The 12,799-nt window shown below is 64.8% G+C and carries 11 protein-coding genes; 4 read left to right on the top strand and 7 right to left on the bottom strand.

Translation table 11 applies throughout. The annotated features are described in order from the left end of the window. Positions 1-60: 60 nt before the first annotated feature. Both C7G42_RS13180 and C7G42_RS13175 read right to left on the bottom strand, forming a co-directional pair. Entirely contained in the window at positions 61-1,611 is a 1,551-nt protein-coding gene (locus C7G42_RS13180; RefSeq protein ID WP_106949380.1) for an ABC transporter substrate-binding protein, read from the bottom strand. 295 nt (positions 1,612-1,906) lie between these two features. Next, a complete protein-coding gene (locus C7G42_RS13175; RefSeq protein ID WP_106949379.1) occupies positions 1,907-2,218 on the bottom strand; it encodes a hypothetical protein in 312 nt (103 codons plus the stop codon). A gap of 186 nt (positions 2,219-2,404) precedes the next feature. Here C7G42_RS13175 and irr point away from each other — a divergent pair, with 186 nt between their 5' ends. Then, positions 2,405-2,890 carry a Fur family transcriptional regulator Irr gene (gene irr, locus C7G42_RS13170; RefSeq protein ID WP_106949378.1) on the top strand — a complete coding sequence of 162 codons (486 nt, stop codon included), beginning with the start codon at positions 2,405-2,407 and terminating at the stop codon, positions 2,888-2,890. An 18-nt stretch (positions 2,891-2,908) separates the two neighbouring features. On the opposite strand, the gene C7G42_RS13165 is transcribed toward irr, so the two are convergent. Then, positions 2,909-4,456, bottom strand: a complete 1,548-nt coding sequence (locus C7G42_RS13165) for a winged helix-turn-helix domain-containing tetratricopeptide repeat protein (protein ID WP_106949377.1) — start codon at positions 4,454-4,456, stop codon at positions 2,909-2,911. 133 nt (positions 4,457-4,589) lie between these two features. On the opposite strand from C7G42_RS13165, the gene mddA reads away from it, so the two are divergent. Continuing rightward, a complete protein-coding gene (mddA, locus tag C7G42_RS13160) occupies positions 4,590-5,378 on the top strand; it encodes a methanethiol S-methyltransferase (protein WP_199580875.1) in 789 nt (262 codons plus the stop codon). A gap of 215 nt (positions 5,379-5,593) precedes the next feature. Beyond that, a complete protein-coding gene (locus tag C7G42_RS13155; RefSeq protein ID WP_106949376.1) occupies positions 5,594-6,016 on the top strand; it encodes a GFA family protein in 423 nt (140 codons plus the stop codon). Between the two features lie 186 nt (positions 6,017-6,202). Here the strand turns inward: C7G42_RS13155 and C7G42_RS13150 are convergent, their stop codons facing one another. Continuing rightward, entirely contained in the window at positions 6,203-6,427 is a 225-nt protein-coding gene (locus C7G42_RS13150; protein ID WP_106949375.1) for a hypothetical protein, read from the bottom strand. Between the two features lie 236 nt (positions 6,428-6,663). Here C7G42_RS13150 and C7G42_RS13145 point away from each other — a divergent pair, with 236 nt between their 5' ends. Beyond that, positions 6,664-6,957: a hypothetical protein gene (locus C7G42_RS13145; protein WP_106949374.1), complete on the top strand. Its 294-nt coding sequence runs from the start codon at positions 6,664-6,666 to the stop codon at positions 6,955-6,957. A gap of 136 nt (positions 6,958-7,093) precedes the next feature. On the opposite strand, the gene C7G42_RS13140 is transcribed toward C7G42_RS13145, so the two are convergent. The 3 genes from C7G42_RS13140 to C7G42_RS13130 all read right to left on the bottom strand — a co-directional run bounded on the left by C7G42_RS13140 (position 7,094) and on the right by C7G42_RS13130 (position 12,646). Further along, complete coding sequence (locus C7G42_RS13140; RefSeq protein ID WP_502694202.1) at positions 7,094-9,052, bottom strand: sensor histidine kinase; 1,959 nt, start codon at positions 9,050-9,052, stop codon at positions 7,094-7,096. Continuing rightward, entirely contained in the window at positions 9,049-9,732 is a 684-nt protein-coding gene (locus tag C7G42_RS13135) for a response regulator transcription factor (RefSeq protein ID WP_199580874.1), read from the bottom strand. Before C7G42_RS13135 ends, C7G42_RS13140 begins: the two co-directional genes overlap by 4 nt. Positions 9,733-9,883: 151 nt before the next feature. Further along, complete coding sequence (locus C7G42_RS13130; protein ID WP_106949372.1) at positions 9,884-12,646, bottom strand: T6SS phospholipase effector Tle1-like catalytic domain-containing protein; 2,763 nt, start codon at positions 12,644-12,646, stop codon at positions 9,884-9,886. Positions 12,647-12,799: the final 153 nt, after the last annotated feature.

Below are 12,799 nucleotides of genomic sequence, written 5' to 3'. Positions count from 1 at the left end.
TCGAGCGTAGCGACCTCTCCCGCAAGCGGGAGAGGTAAGGGGAGTTCGGAGCGTTGGTCGTCACTTGTCGAGCCATGCGTCCTTGAAGCCGTCATTGACCCCGATCCCCGTGGTGATCAGGTTCTTGACCTTGCAGCGGGTGATGGTCGGGAATTGCAGCTCGAGCATCCAGGCCACCGGCACGTCCTCGACCAGGATCTTCTGCGCCTTCTCGTAGATCTCCTTGCGCTTGGAGTCCGGCGTCGCGACGGCGCCATCGGCAAAGAGCTTGTCGATCTCCGGGTTGGAGTAACCCTCGACGTTGTTGAACACCTGGCCCTTCGCGATGTTGCTGGAGATGTAGTTGCGACCGACGCCGAGCGCGGGGTCGCCGTACTGGTAGAGATAGGTGAAGGCGATGTCGTAGTCCCAGTCGCCGATCTTCTGGTTGCCGCCGGCAACGTCGGTGGCGATGGTCTCGATGTTGATGCCGACGTCCATGAGGTTCTGCTTCACGGCTTCACCCCAGCGCTGCCACGTCTCGCCATAGGCGAGCGGCAGCAGGCGGATCTTCTCGCCCTTGTAGCCGGCTTCCTTCAGCAGCGCCTTGGCCTTGGCCGGATCGTAAGGGTATTTCTTCACGTCGTCGGTATAGTACTTTATGGTCGAGGCCGACGGGCCGGTCGCGACCTTGCCGAGCCCGTTCCAGATCACGTCCTTGGCGAAATCGCGGTCGATCGCATACATCACCGCCTGCCGCACCCGCTTGTCGGCGAGCGGGCCCTGTCGGTTGTTGAGCCACAGCCAGGCCAGCGGCGAGAAGAACTCCCAGCCGGCGCCGGTGACGCAGGTGTCCTTCAGCTTGGTCAGCCGCGGCACGTCGAAATTCTCGACCGAGCCGCCTGGCAGCACGTCGACCTTGCCGGTCTCATACGCCACCGAGCGCGCCGCGGCGTCGGGAATGATCTGCCAGTAGATCTCGTCGAGATAGGGCTTGCCCTTCTCGTAATAGTTCGGGTTCTTGACCAGGCGAATGAACGAGCCCTTCTGCCACTCCTTGAACATGAAGGGGCCGGTGCCGACCGGTGCGTTATTGAAGGGATTGGTCTTCCAGTCGGTGCCTTCATAGAGATGCTTCGGCACCATCGGCATCGAGCCGACCTCGAAGATGCCGAGGAACGGGCCGAACGGCTGCTTCAGCGTGAACACCACCGTGTAATCGTCGGGCGCCTCGACCTTGTCGACCTGCGCGAGATTGGTGCGGGCGCGGGCGTGTGTCTGCTTCAGCATCTCGATCGAGAACAAGACGTCCGCGGCGGTGAAGGGCTTGCCGTCATGCCAGGTGACGCCCTTGCGAAGCTTGAACGTGTAGGTCTTGGCGTCCTCGCTGACGCTCCAGCTCTCGGCGAGCTCCGGCTGCGGTTCGAGCTTCGGGCTGTAGCGCAGCAGGCCCTCGAAGATGTTGCCCGACACCATCTGGGTCGGACCGTTCTGGACCATCGCAAGCATCAGGCCGGGCGGCTCGGGCTGGATCACCGCATTGATCACACCGCCCGTTTTCGGCTCCTGCGCCAGTGTCGGGGCCGCAAGGCCGCAAGCCAGCAGAAGACCAAGCAACACTCGTTTTGGCATGTCGTATCTTTCTCAAGCGTGACCAGCCGTCAACGCTTCGCACGTCATGGCGCGCAAAGCTACGGCCGGCCCATCCCAGTCCCCATCCGGGAGCGAGGCTCACACAGTCCCGTTCGGCGCCGCAAGATGAAAGTCGCGACAGTGTCCGCACAAAAAATGTACAGCGCGTCCTGTTATCCGCATGCCCTCCGCCATGGCGGATCGGCAGCTCCTGCTGATCAGGCGACCTCTGTCATATCCAGATTTAGGAGAGGCGGTGCACAAGGCTGCGCCTGCGACCAAAAGCGTCAGGTCATCATTTCGCGCCGAGCGCCCGTTGCAGCTCGGCGAGCGCGTCTGCAAGCTGCTCGCGATGTGCGATGTCGTCCTTGGGGAGGCCAGCGACGCTGCCGGCGAGCTCACGCAGGATGCCGGCGAGCAGGCCGAAATTGAGGTGCAGGTGCACCGATTTGCGTTCGTCGGCAGCGCCCGGATGCTGCAGCACCAGCGCAACGCCGCTGCCGTCGAGCCGCGCCTCGAACCGCGACGAATGCTCGAACGTGCCGACATAGAATTTGTCGGGATATTCGAGTGCGATCTCTGCCTTGTCGGGAACCGGCCGGGACATCTGAACCTCGTGGATATCAACACATTCTGGTTGGGAATAAAGCGGGCCGCCTTGCGATAGGTCAGAGGCGGCTTTCGGATTTGATCCGGATCAAAGCCGGGCGGCCGCTTTTGCGATCGAATGGCAACTGGCGACGCGGCACAGCGCGTCCTGCGCCCTTGAGCTGTGAGACGCGTGAGACGATCGATGGACATCCAGGCCACGAATATCCCTGCGGTTGACGATAGCGGACCTGACGTCGCCGGCCTCGCGCTGCCGCCTGATGCGGGCGTGCAGCACTGTCTGCAATTGCTTGTTGACGCCGGCCTGCGCCCGACGCGCCAGCGCCTGGCGCTCGGCCGATTGCTGTTCCTGCGCGGCCATCGTCATGTCACCGCCGAGAGCCTGTTCGAAGAAGCGATGGCGGTGAACGCGTATCTGTCGCTCGCGACCGTCTACAACACGCTGAACCAGTTCACCGAGGCCGGCCTGCTCCGTCGGATCGCAGCCGACGGCATCAAGTCGTTCTTCGACACCGACACATCGGTGCATCCGCATTTCTATCTCGAAGGCGAGGATATGCTGGTCGACGTCGCCGAAGGCCTCGCCTTCACCAGAATTCCCGAGGCGCTTCCCGGCCACGAGATCGCGCGGCTCGACGTCATCGTCCACCTCCGCCGCAAGCGAACGTAGCGACCGTACGACGATCGTCTAGCGCAATCCGGCGCGCCGAAATCCTTCCAGATAGTGCTCGCGATCGCCGTCATTGGCCCACGGCAGTGCCGTTGAGATCCAGTGCAGGGAGATGTCGGGCTGAGTGCGGCGAAGCTCGCTCAGCGCCGTCTCCGCAAGCGTTCCGTCGCCGGTCATGCCGGCGGAGACCGCGAGCACGCGGTAGGCGCCGGTGAGATCGCCGCGATGGCGGATCGCCTCGCGCGCCAGCGCGATGGCTTCGTCATAACGGCGTTCGGTGAAGCGCGCATAGCCGGCGATGCCGTGATAGATCGCCAGCGACGGATCGCGCGGTGACAGCCGGATCGCCCGTTGCGCGGCCTCGAACGAATCCTTCGAGCGTCCGGCATAGGACAGCGCCAGCGCGTAATAGCCCTGCGCCAGCGAGAAGTTCGGATTGAGCGCCAGCGCCTGCTCGAACGCGGCCAGCGCGTTCGCAAGCCTGCGTGTCGAGAAGCAGACGCTGCCCAGCGCGACATGCGCCCAGGCATCCTCATGATCGCAGCGCACCGCAGCCAGCGCGGCGGCTTCCGCCGCCGGCGCCACCGCGGCGAGCTCGGCCCAGCCGAGATGCACGCCGAACATGTGGTTTGCTGCCAGCACCGACAGCGCCTGGCCGTAATTCGGATCGATCCCGATCGCGCGTTCGAGCAGCATCCGTGCGGTCTCGTGATCGCGCCTCGTCACCCGCCAGAAATGCGACAACGCCCTCATCAGAAGATCCCATGCATCCAGGCTCGCAGGCGGTTTGCTGTGGGCGCGAAAACTTTCGGCGGCGTGAATCTGCGGTTCGATCGCAGCGGCGATCGCGTTGGTGATCTCGTCCTGGACGGCGAAGACGTCGACCAGTTCGCGGTCGTAGCGCTCGGCCCACAAATGGCTGCCTGAATCGGCATCGTTCAGCTGTGCGGTGATGCGCACCCGGCTGCCTGCCTTGCGCACGCTGCCTTCGACGACGTAGCGGACGCCGAGTTCGTCGGCGATCTGCCTGATGTTGACCGCGCGTCCCTTGTAGGTGAAGGACGAGTTGCGGGCGATCACCATGAACCAGCGCTGCTTCGACAGCGCCGTGAGGATGTCCTCGCTGATACCGTCGCCGAAATAGTCCTGCGCGGGATCGCCGCTCATGTTCTCGAAGGCGAGCACCGCGATCGCCGGGCGGTCCGCCACGCGCGAGGGCGCGGGCTTGGCTTCGGTCGGCACGATCGATGCTGCCACTTCTTCCTGGACCTCGCCGACGAAACGGAAGCCCTTGCGCGGAATGGTCTTGATCAGCCGCTGCGTCGCGCCATCGTCTTTAATCGCCTTGCGCGCGGCGTTGATCCGGCTGTTCAGCGCGGAATCCGAGATGATCCGATCGCTCCAGATCTGGCTGATCAGGTCATCCTTGCTGACCACACGTGCGCGTTGAGCGACGAGATAAAGCAGGAGATCGAACACCTGCGGCTGCAACGGCACGGCTGCCCCGCCGCAGGTGAGTTCCCGCAGGTCGCCGTCGAGCACGTTGTTTTCAAAGCGAAATCGCACGTTTCTGTCGTCTCAAGCAAAAATCAAAGTCGTCTCAGGCGAAAATCAACCGTCCGCCAAAGTCAGCGCATGTCCGATCCGGCATGCTGCGAAGACCAAACAGTGTCGATGTCTCGGCACAACGGAGCGTTTCATGACCCAACTTGATCACCAGATTCATTCCATCGGCCCGGAGGTTGCGGGCTCACGCATTTTCAAGCTCATCGCCTTTCTATACGGAATTACGGCCTATCTCGTATTCTTCGTCACCATTCTCTACGCCATCGGCTTCGTCATGGGGGTGATGGTGCCGAAGACCATCGACACCGGAACCGACACGCCGACGGTCGAGGCGATCATCGTCAATCTACTCCTGATGACGCTGTTCGCCGTTCAGCACAGCGTGATGGCGCGGAAGCAGTTCAAGGCGTGGTGGACGCAATTCGTCCCCAAGCCGGTCGAGCGTTCGACCTATGTGCTGTTGGCGAGCCTGTCATTGCTGCTCCTGTTCTGGCAGTGGCGCCCGTTGCCTGCGGTCATATGGAACGTCGAGAATCCGGACCTCGCCGTGACTCTGGTCACGCTGTCCTTCGCAGGCTGGGTCCTGGTGTTCGCCAGCACCTACATGATCAATCATTTCGAATTGTTCGGATTGCATCAGGTGACCAACCATCTGGTCGGCAAGGAGATGACGCCGCCGCGCTTCAAGACGCCGCTGCTCTACAATTTCGTCCGCCATCCGATTTATCTCGGCTTCATCATTGCGTTCTGGGCGGCGCCGACCATGACCGCGGGCCATCTGCTGTTCGCGGTCGTCACCACGCTGTACATCTTCGTCGGCATCGCGCTGGAGGAGCACGACCTCGTCGCTCTCTTCGGCGACGAGTACCGGCAGTACAAACAACGGGTCTCGATGCTTATTCCCTGGCGCCGCTCACTCTAGCCCTTGCGCAGCATCGCGCGCGTCCGCCGAACGGAGGACGCGCGGCCGCTTGAAGTCAGCTACCCGAGCATCCCATACGTCCGTCCCCCCAACGTCCCCCGGGGTGATATCCCTCTTCACCCCGACACCTCTCCCCGCATCCCATCGGTCCCGACATATTGTGGACCGGGAGCGGGGAGAGGATTTTTCACCCTTCATCAAACGGAGACGACCCAATGAAACATGTTGGAAACTGCTTCTGTGGCGCGGTCACGATCGAGGTCACGGGCGCGCCCGAGGCGATGGGCTATTGCCATTGCCGCTCCTGCCGCTCCTGGTCGGGCGGCCCGGTCAACGCCTTCAGCCTGTGGAAGCCCGAGGCGGTGCGCGTCACCGAAGGCGCGCAGAATGTCGAGACGTTTGCAAAGACGCCGCTCAGCCAGCGCAAATATTGCAAGAAATGCGGCGGCCATCTCATGACCAACCATCCGCCGCTCGGTCTGGTCGACGTCTTCACCGCCACTATCCCGACGCTCGCCTTCGCGCCCGGCGTTCACGTCAATTATGCCGAGACGGTGCTGCCGATGCGCGACGGCCTGCCCAAGCTGAAGGATTTCCCGGCGGAATTCGGCGGCAGCGGCGAGATGATGCAGGAGTAGCGGCACATCTTCGGTTGAAGGTTGTACCTGCGGCCATCCTTCGAGACGGCCGCCTTCGGAGGCGCGTAAGCGCCGTCTCGAAGGACGAGGCGTGCGCTCAGGCCTCTCCCAATGTCGAAGCTCTCTATCGAGAGGGCGGCTGAGCGCCGCCCTCTCTGTATTCTTCCAAGAGAGAAGGATGAACGACTAGCCGCCGCGCGACTCGACGACCTTGCGGCAGCTGTCCGAGAGCTTCGACTTGTTCTCGCGCAGGCAGGCATTCATCTGCGGCGGCTTGCCGATATGTTCGGTGCAGAATTTGCCGGCATCGCCGCGGCAGGCCATTTGCTCCTGGACCGATGGACCGGATTGCGCGGCAGCGGGCAGGGCGGCTGCAGCGAGCAGCAGCGCGGCAAGAACCGAAATCTTCATGAAGCACCTCTTGTGAATCCTCGTTGGTCCCGACCGGGATCAATCGGGCCGGACCATCCCGCAAAGCCTGCGTGGCAGTCCATGCCATGTTCATGGCACCGGCAAGCCCTCACGGCCGCGGGACCCCCATCTTCATGGCATGTATCCGCATGCCGTCTTTTGTCATTCAGGCTGCACCTCGGCTGCGAAACCCGGTGATTGCATCGGGACGCCGAACGGGAAGCAGGAGAGCTAGGATGTCGAAGAGAGCTGGAGCGCTGAGTGCAGGGTTGACGGTGTTGGCGCTGGCGGGCGTGGCGACGATGTCGCTGGGGACGAGCCCGGCGCAGGCGGTGGTCTATTGCAAGACCGTCGGCGTGCCCAAGGGCTGCGTGGTGCGGCCGACGGCGGCGGCAGTGGTGGTGGCGCCCGGAGCGCCGGTCGCCGCGGCGGCAGTCGCAACGCCCGGCGTCGGTGCGCCCGGTGTCGGCGTGCGCGCGGGAACGCCGATGAATCGCGGCGGCCCGGTCAATCGCGTCGGCAGGCGCTGACATTTTCATTCGATTGAGTTGATTGCATCGCTTCGGGCCCAGGGCGCCCTGCGGACGAACCCCCCGTCCTCCGCCGGCCAATCACCCGGCCCGTTCCCTCTCTCCGCGCGTCCCACACGTTCGGAGAGGGGGCTTTTCAGCCCGCAGCCGCGTCGCTGTCGGGAAAACGCTGCGGCAATTGCAGCCGCACGCGCGTCCCTGAGGCATCCGAACTCAGATCGAGCACCGCGCCGCAGCGCGCGGCGCGATTTCTCATGTTGCGCAGGCCGCGCCCGGTCTGGCCGGTGCGTCCGGCTTCGCCATGGCCGGCCGGTGCAAAGCCATGGCCGTCGTCGGTCACGCTGATCAGGCCGCACGGCCCCTCGCTTGCGTCGAGCGTCTCGATGGTGACCGCGATGTGGCGGGCCTGCGCGTGCTTGACGGCGTTGGTCACGGCCTCGTCGAGGATGCGCACGATCTGGATGACGTGCCAGGGCCGCAGTTCCGGGTGCAGCGGCAGGCCCTGCACGGTCGCCACCTTCCAGTCGAGCGTGATGTCGTGTGGCCGCAATTGCGCGCTGGCGCGCTCGCGCCAGGAGCCGAGCGCCAGCATCAGGTCGCCGCCGATGTCGTCCATGGAATCGATGACGAGACGCAGATCCTTCAGCGCGGCACGGGCCGCATCGGTGATGGTCGCGCCCTCATGGCCGCGCTCGGAGAGCGCGACGATGCTGATGAGCTGGCCGCCCAGGCCGTCATGCAGGTCCCGCATCAGGCGCGTGCGTTCGTTGGCGAGCGCGGCGGCGCGCGCGCGCTCCTCCTCGCGGACGAAGCTCGCCTTCAGCCGCTCCTCGGCCTCCCGCACGCGCGTCACCAACTGGCCGGCAAAGCTGTCGACCTGGTTCAGCGCGCGGGCGAAGCGCCAGGTCAGTCCCGCGCCGATCGCGACCAGCATCGCCGAATAGGACAGGCGCGAAACGAAGATGCGATCGGTGTTCACGATCTCGAGCACCGTCAGCATGTCCTGGATCCAGCAGACCAGCACGATGGTGACGGCGCAGCCGATCGTGAAGCTTGCGGCGTCCTGCCGCCGCACGACCGCGGTCGCGGTCACCCAGGCCATCAGGCACAGGCAAATCCCGACCGTGGGGATGCCGAGCACCAGAAACAGAATGCGCGGCAGCGGCGGTCCCCCGATCAGCCCAACCACGAACACGACGATTCCCGGCAGGAACAGCAGCGCGCCGTAGCGCGGCCAGCGCCCGCCGAAGAACAGCACGCCGAACATGACGACCAACGCACTCTCGGTCGGCGCGGACGCCAGCAGCACTGCGGCAAGCCGCGACGTGGCGGCCGGCGGCACCGGCGGCGGGACGTAGGCCTGCACCACGCCGATCACCATCGCAACCGCCAGCACGCCGTAGACCGGCTCGCGGCGCCGCATCAGCCACATGATCGCGAGGATGACGGCCAGGATCGACTGCCAGGCCGAAAACACCACCGGCAGGGTGACGAACAGCAGCGTCCGCGTTTCATAGGCTGGACGTAGGGCTGCGTCCGGTCCGACATAGACGGTGTCGAGAAAACCCCTCAACGGTCCCCACACGAACAGGCGCACCGTGATTTCGTTGGCGCCTTCGCGCAGCAGCGAGGCTGGGATCGCCGCAATCTGCGGCGTGTTGCGGTCGGGCCGGTTGGCATTGGCGTCGCGCCTTGTATCGAGCACGACGACGCCGTCGATCGCGACCTCGACCGCGTTGCTGAAGCGCGGCAGATAGACCGACCATTCCGATGCCGCTTCGTCCTGGTGGAACGTGAAGTTGCCGGTGTAGAGCGGTGGGTCGGCGAGCGAATAGCGCGAGGCCGTGAAGTTCGGCAGCGCTACGGGGCGCGTCACGCCGTCCTCCCGCAGTGAAAATCCGCTCAGCGCGAAATCGTCGGGGTCGCTCGGCTGCAGCAGCCGCAGCCCGAGAATGGTGGCGATCACGATCAGGGCCTGCAGCAGCAGATAGGGCACGAGGCGCGAGGCGATCAGCCGGCGCCGCGCACGCGTAGGCGCCTTTGCAGGTGCGGTGGCAGATAACTTTGTAGTTTCCTTGGCCGCGATCTCGCTCACAGCTTGATCAGGCCCTGCTGCACCGCCTCGAACACCGCTTCGCTGCGCGTGTGCACCTCGAGCTTGCGGTAGATGTTCTTGATGTGGCCGGGCACGGTCTGCTTCGACAGACCGAGATGGCTGGCGATCTCGGCATAGCTGAAGCCTTTTGCGATGCCCCAGAGGATGTCGATCTCGCGCGGCGTCAGCCTGGCGGTGTTCAGCGCGGGGCCGGGCGGCGGCTCCGCCGAATTTGGCGCGGCGCCCTGTGTTCTGCGCACGATGAAGCGCGCGATCGAGGCCGAGATCGGCGAATGGCCGGCGACGAGATCGCGCACGGTGGTGGCAATGTCGGTGGGGAAGGCGTCCTTGAGCAGATAGCCGGTGGCGCCGACCGTGATCGCGGAGATCACGCTCTCCTCGTCGCCGAGTGCCGAGATCACCATGATCTCGGTGTCGGGGAAGCGCTGCCTCATCTCGCGGATCAGCTCGATGCCATGGCCGTCGGGCAGCCGCAGATCGGTCAGCAGCACGCGAGGCGCGCCGGCGGCCAGCGCCGAACGGGCTTCGCCGAGCGTGCCGGCGCTGCGCACCTCGTAGCCGGCCTTGGCCAGCGCGTCCTGCAGCCGCCAGCAGGTCGGCGCATCGTCCTCGACGAGGAGGATGGTGAAGATGTCACCCGTCTCGCCCTGTTCGGTCATGATCATGGTCCCGCAACCCGCGTGTCCCCCGCGGCGCAAGGGCAAGTTTAGCCGCCGGACGCAGGCAGCGACACCCATAATCATGGGGGCGGGAATGCCCCGTGTCCAAGTCTCGGCGGGGAGAACTCCGACGCGGGATCCCCGCCGGGTCTTAGTTGCGCGCCAGCGGTGATTCCGGCTTGTCCAGCGGCATCGGCGGGGCCGGCAGGCGCTGGACCTTGATCTTCGCAGTGCCGCTATTGTTTCTATAGAAGAGATCGCGCGGTCCCTGGATCGCATCGAGCCAGGACGGGACCCACGATTCCGGAAGCAGCCGCGGGAAGATCTGGACGGCGTCATTGACGTAGAAGAACAGCTCGCCGGACTCGGTCGCGACGAATTCGGCGACGAGGCGGCCGGTCAACAGCTGCTTGGTCCAGACCTGGCCTGCTTCGGCGAGCATCGCTGGCGGAATCGGATCGAATTTGCCGAGTCCGTCGAGCTTGCTCTTGAACTCGGTGGTGTCGTCGAGCCGCACGGGGTACCTGTTGCGGCTCCTGCTGATGTCGTCCTCCGCGGGCAAAGTCGGCTTCATGCGGCGGGGAAATTCCTCGGCCGGCATCACATTGACGGCGTTCAGCGGCAGGTCGTTGATGCCTTTGCTGCCGATGCGCACCACCGGCTGGAACCAGTCCGCGGCGAACAGACGACGCTCCGGCAGCGCCACGTAATGATGCGGCTCGTAGGTCGCAAATCCGTTCGCGCCGGTCATGATGGTACGGTCGAACCATGGCTCCTTGATCTCGAGAAAGACGCGGTATTTGCGGCCCTTCTCGACGGCGAGCCCGCTCCACCAGCAGAAGTCCCTTGTGTCGAATGATTCGCGCGCCTCAATCGGCTCGTCCATCACCGGCGTGCCGGTCTGGAACGCGGGCGAGCCCTTGACCACGGGCGGCGAGCAGACCGATCCGAGAGCGAGACGTCCGGTAAACAGGCTGCTCGACACGATCAGGGCGGCCGAGCCGAAGATCGCGATCAGGAAGACCGCCGGCACCAATCCCCTGGTGATGACGCGCTGCGCCGGGCCGGCATTCAGGCGCATCCAATGTCCGAACCGCATCCACGGCCCCGGCTGGTCGACGTGCTCCATGCTGGCCCTGCGGCGCGGCGTATTCCAGGCGAGACGCGCCCGCTCCTGGATGTCGTCACGCAACGTTCCGTTCTTGTGCCAGATCCACCAGGTGACGATCACCACGATCGAGGTCAGGAAGGGGTAGTAGGTCGCGATGTTGAGCCAGGGGGCCGCATAGGACGGCAGCACGTCTCGCAGCAGATTGGTCAGCGGCGCCACCACGGCGCCCATCACCCAGTCGATGTTGGTAATGAAGGACAATGCGCCGGTACCCTCCAGCGCGCGGTCCTCGGACCACTGCACCAGCGCGTGCGCGATCCACGGCCAGGCGGCGATCACGCCGACCATGAACAGAAGCGAGAAATAGGCGACGCGCCGCCACCACACGGTGTCGCGCGTGAGGCTCGACATCGTGGCGTCGGGCGTGCTCATCCCAGTGAAGGCCCTGGCCTCCTCGGCACGACGCGGTCCCGTCGCCTTTTGCAGATAGGCGGCCTTCATGACCTCGCGCGCATGCTGCTCGTCGAGATCCTTGTCGTCTCCCTCCGACCGAAGCGGCAATTTCGTTCCGTCCGGCAGCAGCACCAGGCAGTTCGCCGGAAGCATGACGGGCGCGTAATCGTCACAGCCGAACAGCATGCGCTCGATGACCGCGAAGTGCACCACCGGCAGCCCGCCATTGACGTCGCCGCCGACGATCGGACGCGGCCCGTAGCGGTACAACACCGCTGCGCCGCCGCGGGAATCATGCCGCGGTCCGAGCGCCGATTGATAGTCGCTGAAATGCTCGATCTCGCCGTCCTTGAAACGCAGCCGGCCGCCGAGCTGCTCGACCATCCAGACCAGCGGCACGAAGGACAGCGTGGATTCCGGATAGCCGCCGCCGATATCGGAATGAACGCCCGTGAACCACACCTCCTTGACGATCTGTCCCTGCGCCAGATGGCTCTGGTCGATCCGCAGCGGATGGAAGGTGGTGCGTTCATCGTCGAGCGCGAGCGCGTGACAGGCGTGCCTGACCTTGTGCGACAGTCGGTGATTGCGGAACGAGATCGGCCAGATCGCCCAGTCGACGGCGAGACGGAGCTCCTCGACCGGAACGCCGAACGCCTCGACGGTGTCGAACAGGCCGAGGAACGCGATCTCGACCTCGCTGCGCCCGTTCATCTTGCTCCGCACCTCGGCATAGCTCCGGTGCCGGCAAAGCAGGTGATAGACGAACAGCAGGAGGTCGCGGATCCAGCGCGTCACCCAGATCGTCGGCAGGCTCCTGGTCCAGGGCACGGTGTCGCGCCGGTACGCGCGCCAGGCGGCTTTGACGTTGCGCCCCATCTCCGCATGCGACACAGGCGTGTCGTCGATCTCCGCCGGCACCAGGCCCTGGCTCGAGATCAGCGCGGCCAGCGTGCGCGCGGTGAAGGCGCCGCGGCTGAAGCCGAAGATGTAGATGTCGTCGCCGGGACGCCAGTTCCAGCATAGGAAGCGGTAGAGCTTGCGGACGTTGGAAGGCACGCCGATTCCGGTGGCACCGTCGAGCGCGGCAAGCGGTGCCCAGCCGGCGGTGCCGACACCCTTGATGTAATGCGCGATCTGATCCGGCTGGGTATGGTCCAGCGCCTCATAGAGACGCCAGACGCTTGATTCCTTCGTGGTGAACGCATTGCCGGTGCCGTCGGCGAACAGCACCAGCTTGCGTCTTGGCGGGGCCGCGCCTCCGTCATCCCCGGCGCTGGACGTGCGTTCCGGCCTGGGAGAATCGGCTTCGGGAGAGTCGGCGTTCCGCTCGACATCATGATGCGTCATGGATCTCTCCGGCAATCCAACCGGAAAGTGTCAGACCTGAACCGGGCCGCACTCCCCGGAATCCATCAATCGCTGCGTCGTCAAATGCAGGTGCAGCCTGCACACAATCCCGTTTAGGTAGCAAGCCAGCCGCTTCACCATGACGCGATAGTG

The organism is Bradyrhizobium sp. MOS003 (assembly GCF_003020125.1).
Lineage (GTDB): Bacteria > Pseudomonadota > Alphaproteobacteria > Rhizobiales > Xanthobacteraceae > Bradyrhizobium.
Note: the sequence above shows the minus strand (reverse complement) of the source record. Positions and strands in the feature narration are given on the sequence as shown.

What these genes read in the sequence shown, in the direction of transcription:
- C7G42_RS13180 (WP_106949380.1), bottom strand. Translation starts at nt 1,611, where the DNA reads ATGCCAAAACGAGTGTTGCTTGGTCTTCTGCTGGCTTGCGGCCTTGCG.
- C7G42_RS13175 (WP_106949379.1), bottom strand. Translation starts at nt 2,218, where the DNA reads ATGTCCCGGCCGGTTCCCGACAAGGCAGAGATCGCACTCGAATATCCC.
- irr (WP_106949378.1), top strand. Translation starts at nt 2,405, where the DNA reads ATGGACATCCAGGCCACGAATATCCCTGCGGTTGACGATAGCGGACCT.
- mddA (WP_199580875.1), top strand. Translation starts at nt 4,590, where the DNA reads ATGACCCAACTTGATCACCAGATTCATTCCATCGGCCCGGAGGTTGCG.
- C7G42_RS13155 (WP_106949376.1), top strand. Translation starts at nt 5,594, where the DNA reads ATGAAACATGTTGGAAACTGCTTCTGTGGCGCGGTCACGATCGAGGTC.
- C7G42_RS13150 (WP_106949375.1), bottom strand. Translation starts at nt 6,427, where the DNA reads ATGAAGATTTCGGTTCTTGCCGCGCTGCTGCTCGCTGCAGCCGCCCTG.
- C7G42_RS13145 (WP_106949374.1), top strand. Translation starts at nt 6,664, where the DNA reads ATGTCGAAGAGAGCTGGAGCGCTGAGTGCAGGGTTGACGGTGTTGGCG.
- C7G42_RS13135 (WP_199580874.1), bottom strand. Translation starts at nt 9,732, where the DNA reads ATGACCGAACAGGGCGAGACGGGTGACATCTTCACCATCCTCCTCGTC.
- C7G42_RS13130 (WP_106949372.1), bottom strand. Translation starts at nt 12,646, where the DNA reads ATGACGCATCATGATGTCGAGCGGAACGCCGACTCTCCCGAAGCCGAT.